This window comes from Oceanicaulis alexandrii DSM 11625 (assembly GCF_000420265.1).
In the GTDB taxonomy this organism is placed as follows: Bacteria; Pseudomonadota; Alphaproteobacteria; order Caulobacterales; family Maricaulaceae; genus Oceanicaulis; species Oceanicaulis alexandrii.
Genome location: NZ_ATUP01000002.1, coordinates 352,126 through 369,029 on the forward strand (window position 1 = coordinate 352,126; position 16,904 = coordinate 369,029).

Genomic DNA, 16,904 nt, shown 5'->3' on the forward strand with positions numbered 1-16,904 from the left:
GCGACGTAACGTCTTCATCGCAGACATTAAAACGGGGGCCAACATGGGTTCGAAGACTGTCACGCGCGCAGATCTGTCAGATGCCGTCCATCGCGAAGTCGGCTTGTCCCGACACGAAAGCGCGGAGTTGGTGGAAGCCGTTCTCGACATGATCTCCGACAAGCTTGTGGGCGGAGAATCGGTCAAGCTGTCGTCCTTCGGGTCATTCCTGTTGCGCGACAAGACCGGACGTGTCGGACGCAATCCGAAAACTGGCGAAGAAGTGCCGATCGAACCGCGCCGGGTTCTGGTCTTCAAACCCTCCCAGGTGCTCAAGGACCGGGTCGACGCCGCCCTGTCCAAATAGGACACGCCATGAGCGACAAATCGCCAGACGCTTACCGGACCATATCCGAAGCCGGGGAGGAGGCGGGGCTGCCCCCTCACGTCTTGCGATTTTGGGAGAGCAAGTTCGCCCAGCTCAAACCGGTCAAGCGTGCGGGTGGTCGGCGCATGTATCGCCGCCAGGACGTTCAGCTCCTCAAAGGCCTGCGCCGGCTGCTTTACGATGACGGATACACCATCAAGGGCGCGCAGAAGTATCTGCGCGAGCATGGCGTCGCGTCGGTCGCGGCCCTGGCGGACGCCAGCACGCCCAGCCCGGACCCTGCTCTGGATGTCAAAGCCTCACCGGCAGCTACAGAAGCTGCGGCCCCGTCGGATGATAGGCCGGTGACGCTTCAAAGTGCGGAGCAGCCACACGCGACGCGTTTGTCTGGCGGTCAGATCGACTTGGCGCGAAGCGCGCTGTCACGTCTGGAGCAGGCGAGGGCGCGGCTCTCTGAAGTGCTTGAGAAGACGGCCTGAGCGCAGCGCCGCCACAAGGCTGCATCAGGTCTGCCACAGACCGCGCTGAATGGTTGCCTGTCCGCTTTTTGGCCCTTATACGTCTCTCCTCTCCGAACGCCGGGACCTGTTCGGAGACTGAAACGTCGGAACGTGGCGCAGCCCGGTTAGCGCACTGGTCTGGGGGACCAGGGGTCGCGAGTTCGAATCTCGCCGTTCCGACCATTTCCCTTTCTGAACAAACTCATGGTAAGCCGACGCAGTCGTCTCGCGTTCGCGCAAGTTCATGATGGGTTCGATGACTGATTATGATGAAATCCTGATCGCCTTGCGCCGGATTACGCGCGCGATTGATATTCACTCCAAACGCCTGGTGAAAAGCTCGGGGCTCACGGCACCGCAGCTCGTCGTCATCCAGGCCTTGCGCAAGGATGGCGAAATGGCCCCAAGCGCGATTGCGCGGGCTGTGTCGTTGAGCCAGGCGACGATCACGTCCATTCTCGACCGGTTGGAAAATCATGGATGGGTTGTTCGTCGCCGTAGCGAAAACGACCGCCGGGTCGTGATGGTGGGTCTCACATCAGCGGGGCTCGAAAAGGCCGACACTGCGCCGGAACTCCTGCAGGCAGGCTTTCTGCGCGCGTTCCGCCAGCTGCCCAGCTGGGAGCAGCATATGCTGATCGCCTCTGTCCAGCGAGTGGCGGAGCTGATGGACGCTGAGGACATCGACGCCTCGCCGATCTTGCTGGCGGGCGAAATGAAGCAGTTGTACGAAATGGCGACGGACGCCGCCCAGGATCAGACCGAGTCGGCGACAGATTCTGATCCCGCGTGAACAAAAAAGGCGGAGCCGCAAAACGGCCCCGCCTTGATCTGGAGACAAGCGGCGTCCTAGTAGCCGCTCATCCGCGCCACTTCGCCAGCGTTAAAGGCGTCATCGCCCATGAATTCGCCAGCCGCTTGCGCACGCTTGTAGTACAGGCCGATATCGTACTCGTCGGTCATGCCGACGCCGCCGTGCATCTGAATGCCTTCGGCGGCGGCGAGACGTGACACTTGCGTCGCCTTGGCCTTCGCCGCCACGCACCAGAGCGGCGCCTGGCTGGGCTGGGTGTCGAGCGTGGTGAGCGCCCGGCGCACCAGCGAACGCGTCAGTTCCAGCTCGCCCAGAAGATGGGCGGCGCGATGCTGCAGGCCCTGAAAGCTTGAGATCGGCACGCCGAACTGCTCGCGTTCAGAGATATAGGCGATGGTGTCATCAAACGCCTGTTCGGCGACGCCCAGGGATTCCGCCGCCTGGCAAGCCCGGCCGGCGTCCAGCAGACGACGATAAGCCGCGTCCGCATCTTCAGCGCCCGACAGATAGGCGTCACCATCAAGCTTCACGTCGTCAAAGTCGAAATCGGCAGGCACATGGCTGTCCAGTGTCCGGCGGTCGGTGCGGCTGACGCCGTTCGCTTTGGGATCCACCAGGAAAAAGCCAATCTGGTCGTCATCCGTACGGGCGACGACGATCAGCATATCCGCGCCGGCGCCTTCATTCACGAATCGCTTTTTGCCTGACAGAACAAAGCCGTTGCCGTCTTTCTTCGCGCGCGTCTCGATATGGTCGGGATTGTGCCGGGCGCGTTCGTCCAGTGCGATCGCAATGACGGTATCACCGGCGGCGATTTTGGGAAGCCAGCTTGATTTCTGCGCATCCGTGCCCGCCAGGTTAAAGGCGGTGGCCGCCAGAACCGACGTGGACAGGAAAGGCGATGAGGCGAGGGTGCGGCCCATCTCCTCAAGCACCAGGCCTGCAGCGGCATAGCCCATATCCACGCCGCCATGGTCTTCGCTGACCAGAACGCCGCTCCAGCCCATTTCCGCAAAGGACGACCACAGCTCTGCCGAGAAGCCGGTCGGGCTCCTCTCGTCACGCAAGGCGCGAAGGGCGGTCACGGGCGAGGATTCGCCAAGGAAAGCGCGCGCTGAATCGCGCAGCATCTGTTCGTCTTCGTTGAGAACAAAGCTCATCGATTAATTCCTTACTCTGAAAGACGCGGCTTACGCGCCCGGCAGGTTCAATACGCGCTTGGCGACGATGTTGAGGTTGATCTCGCTTGTGCCGCCCTCGATGGAGTTGGCGCGCGAGCGCAGCCAGGAGCGCGCCGGATCGCCATCGCTCTCTTTCTCGCCTTCCCAAAGCAGGCCGTCAGAGCCCAGAGCCGACATGTTCAGCTCATTGCGGCGCTTGTTCAGCTCGGTGCCCATATATTTGAGCAAGGACGCGCGTGCGCCCACGCCTTCGCCATGGTCGGCTTCTTCCTTGACCCGGCGCATGGTGGCTTCAAACGCCAGACCATCAATGGTCAGACGCGCCACATCGCCGCGCAGGATCGGGTCAGACATTTTGCCGTCCGCCTCGACTTCACCGGACTGATGCGCCGCACTGACCGGGTTCAGTCCGCCAAAAGCGGCTTCAGACACGATGCCGGCGCGTTCGTGGCTGAGCAGGTATTTGGCGATCTCCCACCCCTGGCCGGCATCGCCGACGCGGTTCTCCACCAGAGCCTTGGCGTCATCAAAGAAGGTCTCGCAGAAGGGCGACTTGCCCGAGATCAGCTTGATCGGCTTGGTGGTCACGCCGGGCTGGTCCATGTCGATCAGAAGGAAGGAGATGCCGTTATATTTCGGCGCATCCGCTTCGGTGCGAACCAAGGCGAAAATCCAGTCAGACTGGTCGGCGTATGAGGTCCAGACTTTCTGGCCGTTGACGGTGTAATGGTCGCCATCCAGCACGCCCTTGGTCCGCAGGGAGACCAGATCAGAGCCCGCGCCCGGCTCTGAATAGCCCTGGCACCAGCGGATTTCACCGCGGGCGATCGGCGGCAGGAATTTCAGCTTTTGCTCGTGCGTGCCGTATTTCAGAAGCGCCGGGCCAAGCATCCAGATTCCGAAGCTGTCGAGCGGCGAACGGGCGTTGATCGCCTTCAATTCCTCTTTCAGCACGAAGGCTTCGTCCTTGCTCAGACCGCCGCCGCCATATTCGGTCGGCCAGGTCGGCACGGTCCAGCCGCGTTCGGCCATGCGCTCAAGCCAGAGTTTCTGATCATCGCTGGCGAAGGTCCAATTGCGGCCGCCCCAGCAGATGTCGGCTTCGGACCGGATCGGCTGGCGCATGCTCTCAGGACAGTTGGCCTGGAGCCAATCTTTTGTTTCCTTGCGGAAATTCTCAAGCGACATGATGCGCTCCTCCCTTGCGTTTGATAGAAAGGTAAGGCGCTAAGCAGTTTCTGGCCAGTCCTGATCGAACGCCTCATGCACTGACCATTCGCCGCACGGGCGCCTTGCCCCCGGCCGCCTGTCAGATATGTAGCTAGGCAGACGACTGGTTCGATCAGGATCTGACATGACTGCGCACGCTCTGCCCAAGCCTTTCACCGCCGCCGACACGCATCGCGGCATGTTCTGGTGGCTTGTGGTGGTGGGGCTGTTTGTTTGCGCCATGATCGTTGTGGGCGGGGCGACTCGTCTGACAGATTCGGGCCTGTCGATCACGGAATGGCGACCGGTCACCGGCGCGCTGCCGCCGCTGACGGAAGCAGGCTGGGAATCCGAACTCGAAAAATATCGCCAGATCCCCGAATACCAGGAACAGAACCGCGGCATGAGCATGGCCGAGTTTCAGTTCATCTACTGGTGGGAGTGGGGGCATCGCCAGCTGGGGCGAACGCTGGGTCTCGTTTATTTCGCACCCTTCGTGTTCTTTCTGGCGACCCGTCAGGCGCCGCGCCGTCTGTTGCCGCGCCTCTGGGTGCTGTTCGGCCTGGGCGGGCTTCAGGGGGCTATCGGCTGGTGGATGGTGTCCTCTGGGCTGGTGGACCGGCTTGACGTCAGCCAGTACCGGCTGGCGACCCATCTGAGCATGGCCTTCGTCATTCTGGGGCTGACGCTCTGGACCGCACTGGAGTTGCGATACGGCCAGGCGCAAGCGCTGACCCGATCCCGGCTGTTTCGTTGGTCCTGGGTGTTCTGGGCCGCAGTGCTGGTGCAGATCGCGCTCGGCGCCTTCGTCGCGGGGCTCGATGCGGGCCGGATCTTCAACACCTGGCCAGGCTTTCAGGGCCAACTGATCCCCGACGATTATCTCAGCGGCATGCCGTTCTGGCAGGCGATTTTTGAAAGCCGTCCGGCTGTGCAATTCCAGCATCGCTGGTTTGCTTATATCTTGCTGGCGGGCGGGTTATGGCTGTGCTGGACAGTGATCAAAAGCCCGGCGCCTGAACTCAAGCGCATGGGGCATGTCGTGGCCGCAGCCCTGATCGTTCAGGTGGTTCTGGGCATCGTCACCCTGATCCATGTCGCGCCGCTCTCGCTGTCGCTGATGCACCAGGCGGGCGCGATCATCCTGTTCCTCGCCAGCGGCGGGCTGGCCTGGACGGCGGCGCGGGGTGCGGTTCCGGTAGAGTCCGAAGCGACGCGCTAGGCGTCCTCAGGGTTCACCACAGTCCGTGACAGAACCTCGCGAGCGACCAGCTTGATCTGCGAATCCGCCGCGTCATAAGTCGCCAGGATGCCGCTCGAAAACGCCATGCCGCCATAATTGTTTTCGGTGATCGCGAGCGCTGTGGGCCTGACAAAGGCCGGCGCGCTGAAGCCGTCTTCAAACTGCACGTCTGTGATCAGATCCAGCGTGCGGGCGTCATAGACCGACACAAGACCGGTCTGTGATGAAGCGATCAGGGCGACAGGGCGTCCCAGCAATTCAGTATAAGCCACATCCGACACCGAGAGGCCGGAGGCGAAGGCGGATTGTTCACCGCTGGGAGACACGCGCGAGAGCCCGGCGGTCGGTCCGGCGACCAGAATGTCCTCGTTGGCCGCTGCACAAGATCGGGCCGGGAAGGGCAGGGCTCGGGCGTCTCGGCTTTCAAGGGTCAGCCCCTCGCCGCCAGCATCCCGAATACGCACGAGCTGCGCGGACGCGTCTTCGCCCAACAGCGCCAGCTCCACATAGCCGATGCCCTGATCATAAAGACAGACGCCAGCAGCAGGTGAGAGCGTCGCTTCGGTCTCAAGCGGCAACTCGATCACTTCACGGGTTTCACGCACGACGACAAAGCTGCGCAACACACCCAGATCATCGACGCCGAACAGCATCGGAAAGGTCTCGCCGCGTAACGCAAAGTCAGGCACGCCCGCCAGGCCGCGCAGTTCCGGACCGCCAGCGCTGATCAGCACCTGGCCGTCAACATTGAAGATGTCAAAGCCGCCGCCTGTCAGCGACGCCGCCAGCAAGCCCGTCCAGGGCGCATCCGCATTGGGAAGAAACAGGAGCGATTCAGCACGGCCAGCGGAGTCAAAAGCGCCGGTGACCATGGCGCTGCGCGTTTGCTGAGAAGGGGCGACGCCATCACCTTCCGGGTCCGGCGCTTCACATCCCGCCATCCAGAACAGTCCGCCGGCGAGAGCTGCGGTAAGGAGTAGGCGGGAGCGGCGTACGGTCATGATCGGCCTCTGCGATGAACAGGCGAAATTGTGTGTGAGCGCACACTATATTCAATCCTGGACGCCGTCACATGACGCGTGCAGCCTGTCAGAAGTTCGTGAGGACCAAATGATGAGGTAGCCCAATACCGTATTCGTAAGTGTCTGAAATACAGCGAACTTCACAACAGGTGTTGACGCGACTGTTTGGCCCGCGTAGAAGCCGCTCACCTTCGTGACGGGGATGGGCCCTGTCATGGCGAACGGACACCAAGGCAGAGCGATGAAGACCTTTACCGCCAAGCCCGCGGACGTTGAGAAAAAGTGGGTCGTGATCGACGCAGAGGGCGCCATTGTTGGCCGCCTGGCAGCGTACATCGCCACGCGTCTCCGCGGTAAGCACCGTCCCGAGTTCACCCCGCACGTTGACACCGGCGATCATGTGATCGTCATCAACGCTGACAAGGTGGTGTTCACGGGCCGTAAATTCCAAGACAAGCGCTACTATCGCCACACCGGTCACCCGGGCGGCATCAAGGAAACCTCTCCGCGTAAAGTGCTGGAAGGCCGTTTCCCTGAGCGCGTGGTCGAGATGGCCGTCAAGCGTATGCTTCCCAAGGATAGCTCCCTGGCGCGAGGGCAGTTCACCAAACTGCGCGTGTATGCTGGCGCGGAGCATCCGCACGAAGCACAAAATCCTGAAGTCATCGACTTCAAGTCCATGAACACCAAGAACGCGCGGGGCTAATGACCATGGCTGATGAAGCTCGTTCCCTGGAAGACCTGAAGTCTGCTTTGCAGGATGCAGGCTCCGAAATCGTTCCGGAAGCTCCGGAAGAGCAAGTGCTCGCTGAGCCGAAAATCGACGAATTCGGCCGCGCTTACGCGACCGGTCGTCGTAAAGACGCCACGGCGCGCGTTTGGATCAAGCCGGGCTCCGGCAAGATCATCGTCAATGGCCGCGAACAGGAAGTGTATTTCGCACGTCCGGTTCTGCGCATGCTGATCGCTCAACCGTTTGAAACGGCTGAACGCGTTGACGCATTTGACGTGTATTGCACGGTCAAAGGCGGCGGCCTGTCCGGTCAAGCCGGCGCGGTTCGTCACGGCATCTCCCGTGCGCTGACCTATTTTGAGCCCTCCCTGCGCGGCGTGCTCAAGGCTGGCGGCTTCCTCACCCGCGACTCCCGTGTGGTTGAGCGTAAGAAATACGGCCGTAAGAAAGCCCGTCGTAGCTTCCAGTTCTCGAAGCGCTAAGACGGTTTTCAAATCGACTTTGGGGAAGGGCGGCTCGTTTGGGCCGCCCTTTTTCGTTAGCCGACAGTGAGGGGTTTGCGATCTTCGACGCTCATGCTCTGATCAAAGAAAAATGATCAGGGAGAGCCATCATGATTGACATCATCCCCAGCGGCGGGGCGTGCGGCGCCAGCATTCGCGGACTGGACCTGTCCAAACCCCTGTCTGAGTTCCAGATCGCTGACGTGCATCAGGCCTGGCTGGATCATCACGTGCTGGCCTTTCCCGATCAGAAACTCGACGATGACCAGCTTGAGGCGTTTTCGCTTCAGTTCGGCCGGTTTGGCGAGGACCCGTATTTCAACCCTATTCCGGGCCGGACCCATATCGCTGCGGTTAAACGCGAAGCCACGGACACCAACCCGATCTTCGCCGAGCACTGGCATTCAGACTGGAGCTTTCTGGAGCATCCGCCCAAGGGCACGGTGCTCTACAGTCTCGATATTCCGCCCATGGGCGGCGACACGTTGTTTTCCAACCAGCATCTGTCCTTCGACGCCATGCACGAAGAAATGCGTGCGCGGTTCGCTGATCTCAAGGCGATCCATTCCCCGGTGATGGGCTATTCGCTGCAAGGCGCGTATGGCGATGTGACGAAAAACGGCGCCATGGACATCCGTCCGTCTGAAGAGGCGGCCCACATTCGTTACACCCACCCGCTCGCGCCCATTCATCCCGAAACTGGGAGACGCGGTTTTCTCAGCGGAATCGGTTATCTGATCGGGTTTGAGGGCGTGGACGACAAGACCGCCCTTGATCTGATCCTGGAGCTCAACGCCTGGCAGTCACGCGAGGAATTCGTCTTCGCCCAAAAGTGGGAGAAAGACATGCTGGTGATGTGGGACAACCGCAGCGTCGTTCACAAGGCGACCGGCGGCTATGAAGGCTATCGCCGCGAACTGCACCGCATCACGCTTTACTGAGCCCACATCAAAACGGGCGACGCTGATGTCGCGCCGCCCGTCTCGTCGGGTGCGTCGCCCCGATCAGACGTCCATCAGGGACCGCGTCTCCCACGGCCCTTTGACCGCGAAAGTCCGCCCCGGACCATTTTGCACGTTGAAGAACAGGGTTGAGCCGTCGGGCGAGAAGCAGGGACCGGTGATCTCACTGTAATCGCCTTCGGCGTCAGAGGCGGCGTTGCGGCCGATCGTATAGACGCGGCCATCGGGCGTGACGCCACGAATGAACTGTTCGTTGCGGCCATCTTCAACCACCACCAGATCGCCCCAGGGGGCGACAGTAATGTTGTCGCATTTTTCCAGAATGCGCTGGTCCGTCGTCTGGACCAGCAAGGTCAGCTCACCGGGCTGATCGGTTTCGCCCGATTGTCCTTCGGAGGGTGAGGGGCGATAGCGCCAGATCTGGCCGATATGCTCAGGTCCGCCATCGGTGCAGCAGAAAAAGCCTTCGCCATCGCCGAACCACATGCCTTCACCGCGGGTGAAATTCGCAGCGCCGGCCTCCACAAGGCGGCTGGCGAGATCATTGTGCGGGTTGTCGACGCCATCCACATCAATCCATTCGCACGACAAGGTCTCACCAACATCGACTGTTTGCGCATTGGCGTCCCAATTATGGGTGTTCAGGCCCGGACGGCCTGTGATGGCCAGCGCCTGCAGACGTCCGCCACGGTGCAACTCCTCAGCCACCTCTGGGAGGAAGCGAGTGATCAGCGAGGGGCGGGCGTCCTCGGTCTGGTAGACGATATTGGTGCGCGGATCGATGGCGCAGGCTTCACGGTTGAAGCGGCCCATGGCGGTCAGCGGTTCAGCGTTGACGAGGCCCATGGCTTGTGAGGGCACCTCAAACGCGTAGCCGTGATCACGTCGGCCAGACCCGTCGCCGGCTTGCGTCAGGCTTTCCTCGCACGTGATCCAGCTGCCCCAGGGCGTCGGTCCGCCAGCGCAATTACGTTCCGTGCCGCCCAGCGACAGGAACTGGCGAACGACGCGGCGTGTGGCCAGATCCACATGGATCGTGGTGGTCCCGCCCAGATGCGTCAGGCCGCCCGCTTCATGATCATAGAGCTTGCTGGCGTCGATCCGGGAGAGACCGGCGGCATCCGGGCCGAAGGGCGACTCATCAAACTGGTCGGGGGAGAGCTCGTGGTTGCGGACCAGAATGACCTGACCGTCTTCAAGGCCTGGAAAACACGCCGTGCCATCATGGTCGCCCGGTACGATCAGGCCGTCATCCATGGTCTCACCGGTTTCAGACAGGGTCACATAGTCAAACCCGGCCGGAAGGTCGAACAGGCCGTTGGGGTCGGCCTGTAACGCGCCATAGCCCTCAACCTGGTTGATATAGCCGCTCGTGTTTTGGGCCTGAGCGCGAGCGCTCAGAAGCGGCAGGGCGCTGAACGCCGTGCTGACGGCGGCGGCGTTTGCGAGAAAGCGACGGCGTGACAGAGACATGGACGGCTCCCGAACCAGTGTCAGGCTAAATATGAAATCAGCGCATCTTAGGCCAGGTATGTGACGCTGGCGTTTCATCGTCAGGCTGTTTGAGCGCCCGGGCCAGATGGTCGAAAACCAGCCGGATGCGTGGATTGGTTTGCAATTCCCGATGCGTGACCAGCCACACCGGGAAGTTGATGCGCACCTGATCAGGCAGGACGCGCTCAAGACCCTCGCAATATGACCCGCAAGGCAGAATGCAAACGCCAAGCCCTTCTCGTGTCAGGGACACCAGCACTTCACCATAGCCGCTGCGGACCTGCATGCGGTCTTTGGGCACCGAAATCCCGATGTCCTCATAATACTCAAACGAGCGATCCGCGTCGTCAAAACCGATGAAATGATGATCTGAAAGGTCTGCAAGCGTATCCGGACGCCCCATCCGGTCGAGATAGGATGGAGAGGCGTACAAGCCCGCTGAGTGCTCGCTGACCAGCTTTCCTATCAGGTCGTCCTGTTCGGGACGCACATGACGAATGGCGATATCAGCCTCGCGACGCCGTAAATCCTGAACCGAGTTGGAGGCGATCAGATCCAGTTGCAGGTCCGGCGCCAGCGTGCGCAATTGCGCCACGACAGGGGGCAGATACTGCATGGCGTAGAGGCTGGTGGCGGTCACCGTCACTACGCCTTTCAAGGTGGACGCGTGACCATCGGCGGCGAGCGAGAGCGCAAAAGCGCCCTCAAGCATCCGTTCTGCCGGCTCCAGCATGGCGGTTCCGGCCTGGGTCAGCGCCATTGAGCGTTTGCCGCGCTCAAACAAGGTGACGCCCAGACGCGCTTCCAGACCGCTGACTTGCCGCGACAATGTGGGTTGCGTAAGCCCCAAGGCTCTGGAGGCGGCGGAGAACGAGCCTTCCCGCGCCGTAGCGACAAAGGCCCGAACCTGGTTCCAGTCAAAATCGAGCGCTGACCACTTCATCGTTTTGCGTATATCAGATGCGCTTATTTACACAATATCCAAATAGTCTGGCGCGGGGTATCGAACGACAAAGACAAAAATAAAGACGGTCAGGACCTCCCCATGTCGAACGACAAAGCCTTCTGGGACCGCATTGCGCGCAAATACGCCGCAGATCCCATCGCCGATGAAGCGACCTACCAGCACAAGCTCGAAAAGACGCGCGAATGCTTCACGCCAGACTCGCGCGTGCTTGAGTTTGGATGCGGAACCGGCTCCACCGCGCTGCTTCATGCGCCCTTCGTGAAAGAGATCATCGCGACAGATTTATCTGACGGGATGATCGAGATCGCTCATGAGCGGGCGGCGGAGGCCGGTGTGGAGAATGTGCGCTTTCAAGCCATCGACGTTGCAGACCTGGCTGAACCCAATGAGAGCTTTGACGTCGTCCTGGGCCTAAACGTCCTGCACCTCCTGCCAAACAGGCGCGAGGTGATGACGCAGAGCTATGATCTGCTCAAGCCGGGCGGGGTGTTCATCACCAGCACGGCCTGTCTGGGAGACGGCATGTGGTTTCTGGCGCTGATCAAGCCGATCATGCGTCTGTTTGGCGGCTGGCCAGATTTTCAGATTTTCCGCCAAACACGGCTGATCGACGAAATGCGGCAGGCGGGGTTTGACATCACCTATACCCACCGTCCGGCGAAAGCGCCGACGGTGTTTGTCATCGCCCGCAAGCCTTTGCTCTAGCTTCGAACCTTCACGTACTCCCCCGGCGCCGGGCAGAGCGGTTCTCTGACGCCGCCTCCCGGTTGCCGGGCGGGAACCTGTTCATCACTGAGCGCCAGCAGCCAGTCTCGCCAGTGCGGCCACCAGGAGCCGGGATACTCGACTGCATCCTTCATCCAGTCTTCGCGCGTTTCAGGCAGCTTGGTGTTGATCCAGTGCTGATATTTCTGGGCGTCGGGATGGTTCACCACGCCGGCGATATGGCCTGAGCCCGCCATCATGTATTCAACCGGTCCGCCAAACAGGCGGGCCGATCGGTACACGCTGTCGGCCGGAGCGATATGGTCTTTCTGGCTCGCCTGCATGAAGATCGGGATCTGGACGTCTTTCATGTTCAGCAGATGACCGTCCAGCTCCAGCTTGCCCTCCGCGAGCAAGTTCTGGCGATAGAACGCATTCAGATAAAACAGATGCAGCGCCTTGGGCATGCGGGTTTGATCGGCGTTCCAGTATAGAAGATCAAAGGCTTGCGGCTCTCGGCCCAAGAGATAATTCTTGATCACGAACGACCACACAAGATCGTTCGAACGCAGCATGTTGAAGGTGTCCGCCATGGTGCGGCCGTCCAGAACGCCGCCCTGAGCGTCCATCAGGCGTGAGATTTCAGCGATCCATTCTTCATCCGCGAAGACGAGCAAGTCACCGGCGAGCTTGAAGTCATGCTGGGCGGCGAAGAAGGTCGCGGAAGCGATGCGGTCATCGTGCTCGACCGCCATCCAGGCCAGCGCCGTCCCCAGCATGGTGCCGCCGATGCAATACCCGACCGTGTCGACCTGATGTTCTCCGGTCACCTCTTCAATCACTTCGAGCGACTGAAACAAGCCTTCTTTGATGTAGTCCTGGAACGTCACGTCCTTCATGGACGCATCAGGGTTCACCCAGGAAATCAGGAAAACCGTGAAGCCCTGTTCGGTCAGCCAACGGATCATCGAGCTCTGCGGGCGCAGATCGAGAATGTAGAACTTGTTGATCCACGGCGGGGCGATCAGCAAGGGTCGCTTGCGAACCTGCTCCGTCACCGGTTCGTACTGGATCAGTTCCATCACCCGGTTGCGATAAACCACCTGGCCAGGCGTCGTGGCGAGGTCCTTGCCGACTTCAAAGCCCGTCATGTCGGTCTGGCTGAGCGCCAGGCGGCCGTCGCCGCGTTCCAGGTCTTCCACCAGACGCATCAGGCCGCGCGTCAGGTTTTCGCCCTTTGTCTTGACGATTTCTTCCAGCACCTCGGGGTTGGTGAGGGCGAAATTGGTCGGGGCGAGGGCGTCCACCAATTGCTGGGTGAGAAACTGGACCTTGCGTTTGGTCGCTTCATCAACCCCTTTGGCGCCTTCCACCAGACCCATCAGAAATCTCTGATTGAGCAGATAGGACTGCTTCATGGCGTCAAACAGCGGATGATCGCGCCAGGCGTCAGATTTCCAGCGCTTGTCAGCGGGGTCAGGCGTGATCACCGGATCCGACGCTTCACCGCTCATCATCCGGCGTGTGGCGTTCGACCACAGATCCAGATACCCGGCATAGAGGTCTGCCTGGGACTGCATGAGCAATTCAGGGTCAGACAGGATATGCTCCCAGGTGTTCAGCACCTCTGGATTGGCGTGAAGCGGGTCGGCCTGAGGCATCATGGACGGATCGCCTTCCAGCGACCGGCGCACGCGCTCACTCAGGAGCTTCTGACCGCTCAAGGAGGCCTTGAGCACATTGCGAGAAATTTCGTCCAGCTTCTCCAGATACGCTTGAGGCATATGGCTCAGGAGTTCGTCCTGCTGATCGGGCTGCGGCGGTTTCGGAGCATCGGCTGAAGTCTTGCTCTTGGCTTTCGCCGCAGAGGCTTTGGGAGCCCGCTTGGTCGTCGGCTTTTTCGCCTTCGAGACGGACGCTTTCGGAGTCGATGTCTTTTTCGGTTCGGCTTGCGATCCGTCAGAGGACTTGGAAGATGATTTGCGCGTTGTCATTCGCCCGGACTCCTTACAGTGGGTGACAGCCACGGGACAAAGCGTATAGAAAGCCACGACCGCGTCCACCGGTCAGGAGGTCGCTGGAAGGCCATGACACTGAAAAAAGCATTTCTTCTTCTGTCATCCATGCTGCTCACCGGCTGCATGATGGCGCCAGCCCACCAGGATCCTCGCTGGACCGATGACGCTTTGGCGGCGCAACCGGCCCATGCTGCGCCTGTTTTCGTGCCGACGCTGCGCCTGTCCGAGGATGAACGCACCGATTTGCACCTGCACGAAGCCGATGTGCTGCAAAGCGGTCTCGCTGTCCTGGAGGCCGGCCAGGCGCTGCGCGGTCCCGACCCTGATTCTGAACGTTACGCCGCTGAACAGCGCGCCCGCACCCAACCGCCGCAATAAACACCGATTTACTCCGGATTGCCTGAAGGAAGACTCCCCATGTCCGATGGTTTCGCCCTCGATCGTCTTGTCACCGGCGCGCTGAATGCGGCTGAAATGGCCGCTATCGCCGCCTCCGCCCTTGTGGGACGAGGCGACAAGATCGCCGCCGACCAGGCCGCTGTGGACGCCATGCGCACCGGGTTGAATGCGACCGAGATGAAAGGCCGTATCGTCATCGGCGAAGGCGAGCGCGACGAAGCGCCCATGCTGTATATCGGCGAGGAAGTGGGAACGGGCGAGGGGCCTGAAATCGACATCGCCCTGGATCCGCTCGAAGGCACAAGCCTGACCGCGAAAGGCATGGCGAACGCTCTGGCCGTTCTGGCGCTGGCTCCGCGAGGCGGCCTCTTGAACGCGCCAGATACCTATATGGACAAGATCGCCATCGGCGCGGGCTATCCTGAAGGCGTCATCGATCTGGACGCCAGCCCGGCGGACAATGTCAAAGCGTTGGCGAAAGCCAAGGGCGTCGCTCCGTCTGACATGACCGCATGCGTGCTGGATCGCGAACGCCATGAAGACATCATCGAGTCGATCCGCTCGACCGGCGCGCGCATCAACTTCATTACGGATGGTGATGTGGCGGGTTGCATCAACGCTGCCGATCCTGACGGCGAGGCGGACATTTATATCGGTCGCGGCGGCGCGCCTGAAGGCGTCTTGAGCGCAGCGGCCCTGAAATGCCTGGGCGGTCAGATGCAAGGGCGTTTGTACTTCCGAACGGACGACGAACGTGAACGCGCGAAACGCGTCGGGATCGCTGATCTCGATCGCAAATATGATCTCAAAGAGCTGGCGTCTCAGGATTGCCTGTTCATCGCCACGGGCGTGACCCATGGCGAAATGGTCTCCGGCGTCACCTTCGGCCCCGGGTATGTGGAGACACAATCTCTCGTCTTCTCGTCCGCTTCCGGGATGCGCCGCGTCATCACCACCCGGCGGCCGCATCAGTCTTGAGCCCGATGTCCGCCGAGCCGCTTTTTGGCGTCCGCCAGTCTCTGGCCGGGCGGACCTGGCGGTTGAAAGCGGCTGACGACGCAGCCATACAAGCGATCACCCGCGCTACGGGCGTCTCTGACGCTCTGGCGCGGCTGATGGCGGCGCGCGGACTGACCGCAGACGCCGCCCCGGCCTTCCTCGCCCCCAAACTCCGCGACAGCTTTCCCGATCCGACCAGCCTGAAAGGCATGGACGAAGCCGCGGTGCGCATCTGGGACGCTGTCGAGGCGGGCGATCGGATCGCGCTGTTCGCAGATTATGACGTGGACGGCGCCACCTCCGCCGCTCAGCTGGGCGGCTGGCTGCGGGCTTTGGGCGCAGAACCCATCATCTACGTGCCAGACCGGATTGAGGAAGGCTATGGCCCGAACGCTCCGGCGCTGAAACATCTCAAAGAACAAGGCGCTCGACTGGTCATCACGCTCGATTGCGGGGCGGCGTCCGTCGGGCCGTTGACGGCGGCGCACAAGATGGATCTGCCCGTTGTGGTGATTGATCACCACCTGATGGACGGCGAGATCCCCCCGGCGGATGCGCTGGTGAACCCCAATCAGCCGGGCGATGCGTCCGGATGCGGGCATCTGGCGGCGGCGGGCGTGACGTTCGTGCTGCTGGCGGCGCTAAACCGGGAAGGGCGCAAACGCGGCGCTTTCAAGGATCAAGCTGAACCCAATATTCTCGATTTTGCCGACCTGGCCGCGCTTGGAACGATCTGTGACGTGGTGCCGCTGACGGGTGTGAACCGGGCGATCGTCACCCAGGGACTGAAAGTGATGAGCGCGTGGACGCGTCCCGGCATGGCGGCCTTGGCGGCCGCTGCGGGCGTTACAGGGCCGGCCTCGCCCTATCATGCGGGTTTCCTGCTGGGGCCGCGCATCAATGCGGGTGGTCGCGTGGGGCAGTCTGATCTCGGCGCGCGCCTGATGATGACGACCGATCCAGCGGAAGCCGCTCATATCGCCCAGACTCTGGATGCCCTCAATGCGGAACGCCGGGCCATTGAATCCGATGTCCTGGAGCAGGCGCAGACCCAGGTCGAAGCGCAATCCATTGCAGATGACACGTCTATCCTCGTCGCGTCCGGCGATCACTGGCATCCCGGCGTCATCGGCATTGTGGCGGGCCGGATCAAGGAACGCTTCAACCGTCCCGCCATCGTCATCGGCATTGATCCTGAAACCGGTCTTGGGAAAGGCTCCGGCCGATCCTGCGCCGGGGTCAATCTGGGCGGCGCGGTTGCAGCGGCGCGTGAAGCGGGACTGCTGGAAGCGGGCGGCGGTCACGCCATGGCCTGCGGCCTGACGATCCAGGCGTCGCGAATCGGTGAGCTGACTGAATTTCTCTCTGAAACACTCAAGGATGAATGGGCGAGGGCGGATGAAGCGCGCACCTATCAGGTGGACGCCGTCGTCAGCCCCTCCGCTGTCAGTTTTGAGTTCTGCGAGGCCCTGTCCGCTGCTGCGCCCTATGGGGCCGGCAATCCCGAACCGCGATTCGCGTTCTCATCCTTGCGGCGCAGTTACGCGCAACGGGTCGGGACCGATCATGTGCGTTTCACCTTTGAATCGCCGGGCGGCGGGCGTCTGACCGGGATCAGCTTCCGCACCGCTGACGGTCCGATGGGGCAGGCGCTGCTGAATGGTCCGGACGGGCTGTGGCACGTGGCGGGCAAACTGAAAGCCGAAGATAATCGCTATGGACGCAAGGCGGAACTGCATCTGGAAGATCTGGCCAAGGCGGACTGAAACGATCTGCACCGATTGCTGT

General features: G+C 61.4%; 17 protein-coding genes and 1 tRNA gene. 12 read left to right on the forward strand and 6 right to left on the reverse strand.

Translation table 11 applies throughout. The features are described 5' to 3' along the window. Nucleotides 1-43: 43 nt before the first annotated feature. From G405_RS0114340 to G405_RS0114355, 4 genes are all read left to right on the forward strand, one after another. Nucleotides 44-346 carry an integration host factor subunit alpha gene (locus tag G405_RS0114340; protein ID WP_022702219.1) on the forward strand — a complete coding sequence of 101 codons (303 nt, stop codon included), beginning with the start codon at nucleotides 44-46 and terminating at the stop codon, nucleotides 344-346. Between the two features lie 8 nt (nucleotides 347-354). Next, nucleotides 355-846 (forward strand): MerR family transcriptional regulator, encoded by a 492-nt coding sequence (locus tag G405_RS0114345; protein ID WP_022702220.1) that lies wholly within the window; start codon nucleotides 355-357, stop codon nucleotides 844-846. 126 nt (nucleotides 847-972) lie between these two features. Beyond that, nucleotides 973-1,050: transfer RNA gene (locus G405_RS0114350), tRNA-Pro, on the forward strand. A gap of 73 nt (nucleotides 1,051-1,123) precedes the next feature. Next, entirely contained in the window at nucleotides 1,124-1,660 is a 537-nt protein-coding gene (locus G405_RS0114355) for a MarR family winged helix-turn-helix transcriptional regulator (protein WP_022702221.1), read from the forward strand. Nucleotides 1,661-1,716: 56 nt separating this feature from the next. On the opposite strand, the gene G405_RS0114360 is transcribed toward G405_RS0114355, so the two are convergent. Together G405_RS0114360 and G405_RS0114365 are read right to left on the reverse strand one after the other, a co-directional pair. After that, the gene (locus G405_RS0114360; protein ID WP_022702222.1) at nucleotides 1,717-2,841 is read right to left on the reverse strand and encodes an acyl-CoA dehydrogenase family protein; all 1,125 of its coding nucleotides are present in this window, start codon (nucleotides 2,839-2,841) and stop codon (nucleotides 1,717-1,719) included. A 30-nt stretch (nucleotides 2,842-2,871) separates the two neighbouring features. Beyond that, complete coding sequence (locus G405_RS0114365) at nucleotides 2,872-4,053, reverse strand: acyl-CoA dehydrogenase family protein (protein ID WP_028284844.1); 1,182 nt, start codon at nucleotides 4,051-4,053, stop codon at nucleotides 2,872-2,874. A gap of 163 nt (nucleotides 4,054-4,216) precedes the next feature. Here G405_RS0114365 and G405_RS0114370 point away from each other — a divergent pair, with 163 nt between their 5' ends. Further along, on the forward strand, nucleotides 4,217-5,293 hold the full coding sequence (locus G405_RS0114370) for a COX15/CtaA family protein (RefSeq protein ID WP_022702224.1): 1,077 nt from the start codon (nucleotides 4,217-4,219) through the stop codon (nucleotides 5,291-5,293). Here the strand turns inward: G405_RS0114370 and G405_RS0114375 are convergent. Beyond that, complete coding sequence (locus G405_RS0114375; RefSeq protein WP_022702225.1) at nucleotides 5,290-6,315, reverse strand: hypothetical protein; 1,026 nt, start codon at nucleotides 6,313-6,315, stop codon at nucleotides 5,290-5,292. The genes G405_RS0114370 and G405_RS0114375 overlap by 4 nt on opposite strands. 262 nt (nucleotides 6,316-6,577) lie before the next feature. Between G405_RS0114375 and rplM the strand changes: the two genes are divergently transcribed. From rplM to G405_RS0114390, 3 genes are all read left to right on the forward strand, one after another. Then, on the forward strand, nucleotides 6,578-7,042 hold the full coding sequence (gene rplM, locus G405_RS0114380) for a 50S ribosomal protein L13 (RefSeq protein ID WP_022702226.1): 465 nt from the start codon (nucleotides 6,578-6,580) through the stop codon (nucleotides 7,040-7,042). A gap of 5 nt (nucleotides 7,043-7,047) precedes the next feature. Further along, complete coding sequence (rpsI, locus tag G405_RS0114385; protein ID WP_028284845.1) at nucleotides 7,048-7,551, forward strand: 30S ribosomal protein S9; 504 nt, start codon at nucleotides 7,048-7,050, stop codon at nucleotides 7,549-7,551. Between the two features lie 131 nt (nucleotides 7,552-7,682). Beyond that, on the forward strand, nucleotides 7,683-8,513 hold the full coding sequence (locus G405_RS0114390; protein ID WP_022702228.1) for a TauD/TfdA dioxygenase family protein: 831 nt from the start codon (nucleotides 7,683-7,685) through the stop codon (nucleotides 8,511-8,513). A 63-nt stretch (nucleotides 8,514-8,576) separates the two neighbouring features. Here G405_RS0114390 and G405_RS0114395 read toward each other — a convergent pair whose 3' ends face one another. Together G405_RS0114395 and G405_RS0114400 are read right to left on the reverse strand one after the other, a co-directional pair. Then, nucleotides 8,577-10,007, reverse strand: coding sequence for an alkaline phosphatase PhoX (locus G405_RS0114395; RefSeq protein WP_022702229.1), 1,431 nt, complete (start codon nucleotides 10,005-10,007; stop codon nucleotides 8,577-8,579). A 37-nt stretch (nucleotides 10,008-10,044) separates the two neighbouring features. Beyond that, the gene (locus tag G405_RS0114400; RefSeq protein ID WP_022702230.1) at nucleotides 10,045-10,971 is read right to left on the reverse strand and encodes a LysR family transcriptional regulator; all 927 of its coding nucleotides are present in this window, start codon (nucleotides 10,969-10,971) and stop codon (nucleotides 10,045-10,047) included. A 102-nt stretch (nucleotides 10,972-11,073) separates the two neighbouring features. Here G405_RS0114400 and G405_RS0114405 point away from each other — a divergent pair, with 102 nt between their 5' ends. Further along, nucleotides 11,074-11,700, forward strand: coding sequence for a class I SAM-dependent methyltransferase (locus tag G405_RS0114405; protein ID WP_022702231.1), 627 nt, complete (start codon nucleotides 11,074-11,076; stop codon nucleotides 11,698-11,700). Here the strand turns inward: G405_RS0114405 and phaC are convergent. Continuing rightward, nucleotides 11,697-13,694: a class I poly(R)-hydroxyalkanoic acid synthase gene (gene phaC / locus G405_RS0114410; protein WP_022699442.1), complete on the reverse strand. Its 1,998-nt coding sequence runs from the start codon at nucleotides 13,692-13,694 to the stop codon at nucleotides 11,697-11,699. The genes G405_RS0114405 and phaC overlap by 4 nt on opposite strands. A gap of 93 nt (nucleotides 13,695-13,787) precedes the next feature. Here phaC and G405_RS0114415 point away from each other — a divergent pair, with 93 nt between their 5' ends. The 3 genes from G405_RS0114415 to recJ are packed head-to-tail and all read left to right on the forward strand — an operon-like array spanning nucleotide 13,788 to nucleotide 16,882. After that, nucleotides 13,788-14,096, forward strand: a complete 309-nt coding sequence (locus G405_RS0114415; RefSeq protein ID WP_022699443.1) for a hypothetical protein — start codon at nucleotides 13,788-13,790, stop codon at nucleotides 14,094-14,096. Nucleotides 14,097-14,135: 39 nt separating this feature from the next. Then, complete coding sequence (glpX, locus tag G405_RS0114420; protein WP_022699444.1) at nucleotides 14,136-15,095, forward strand: class II fructose-bisphosphatase; 960 nt, start codon at nucleotides 14,136-14,138, stop codon at nucleotides 15,093-15,095. 5 nt (nucleotides 15,096-15,100) lie between these two features. Continuing rightward, the gene (gene recJ, locus G405_RS0114425; RefSeq protein ID WP_022699445.1) at nucleotides 15,101-16,882 is read left to right on the forward strand and encodes a single-stranded-DNA-specific exonuclease RecJ; all 1,782 of its coding nucleotides are present in this window, start codon (nucleotides 15,101-15,103) and stop codon (nucleotides 16,880-16,882) included. The last annotated feature ends 22 nt before the right edge of the window (nucleotides 16,883-16,904 follow it).

Bases quoted from the DNA above. Each gene is read 5' to 3' on its own strand.
- G405_RS0114345 (WP_022702220.1), top strand. From the start codon at position 355: ATGAGCGACAAATCGCCAGACGCTTACCGGACCATATCCGAAGCCGGG.
- recJ (WP_022699445.1), top strand. From the start codon at position 15,101: ATGTCCGCCGAGCCGCTTTTTGGCGTCCGCCAGTCTCTGGCCGGGCGG.
- G405_RS0114415 (WP_022699443.1), top strand. From the start codon at position 13,788: ATGACACTGAAAAAAGCATTTCTTCTTCTGTCATCCATGCTGCTCACC.
- G405_RS0114395 (WP_022702229.1), bottom strand. From the start codon at position 10,007: ATGTCTCTGTCACGCCGTCGCTTTCTCGCAAACGCCGCCGCCGTCAGC.
- rplM (WP_022702226.1), top strand. From the start codon at position 6,578: ATGAAGACCTTTACCGCCAAGCCCGCGGACGTTGAGAAAAAGTGGGTC.
- G405_RS0114340 (WP_022702219.1), top strand. From the start codon at position 44: ATGGGTTCGAAGACTGTCACGCGCGCAGATCTGTCAGATGCCGTCCAT.
- glpX (WP_022699444.1), top strand. From the start codon at position 14,136: ATGTCCGATGGTTTCGCCCTCGATCGTCTTGTCACCGGCGCGCTGAAT.
- G405_RS0114390 (WP_022702228.1), top strand. From the start codon at position 7,683: ATGATTGACATCATCCCCAGCGGCGGGGCGTGCGGCGCCAGCATTCGC.
- G405_RS0114370 (WP_022702224.1), top strand. From the start codon at position 4,217: ATGACTGCGCACGCTCTGCCCAAGCCTTTCACCGCCGCCGACACGCAT.
- G405_RS0114400 (WP_022702230.1), bottom strand. From the start codon at position 10,971: ATGAAGTGGTCAGCGCTCGATTTTGACTGGAACCAGGTTCGGGCCTTT.
- phaC (WP_022699442.1), bottom strand. From the start codon at position 13,694: ATGACAACGCGCAAATCATCTTCCAAGTCCTCTGACGGATCGCAAGCC.
- G405_RS0114405 (WP_022702231.1), top strand. From the start codon at position 11,074: ATGTCGAACGACAAAGCCTTCTGGGACCGCATTGCGCGCAAATACGCC.
- rpsI (WP_028284845.1), top strand. From the start codon at position 7,048: ATGGCTGATGAAGCTCGTTCCCTGGAAGACCTGAAGTCTGCTTTGCAG.
- G405_RS0114360 (WP_022702222.1), bottom strand. From the start codon at position 2,841: ATGAGCTTTGTTCTCAACGAAGACGAACAGATGCTGCGCGATTCAGCG.
- G405_RS0114355 (WP_022702221.1), top strand. From the start codon at position 1,124: ATGACTGATTATGATGAAATCCTGATCGCCTTGCGCCGGATTACGCGC.
- G405_RS0114375 (WP_022702225.1), bottom strand. From the start codon at position 6,315: ATGACCGTACGCCGCTCCCGCCTACTCCTTACCGCAGCTCTCGCCGGC.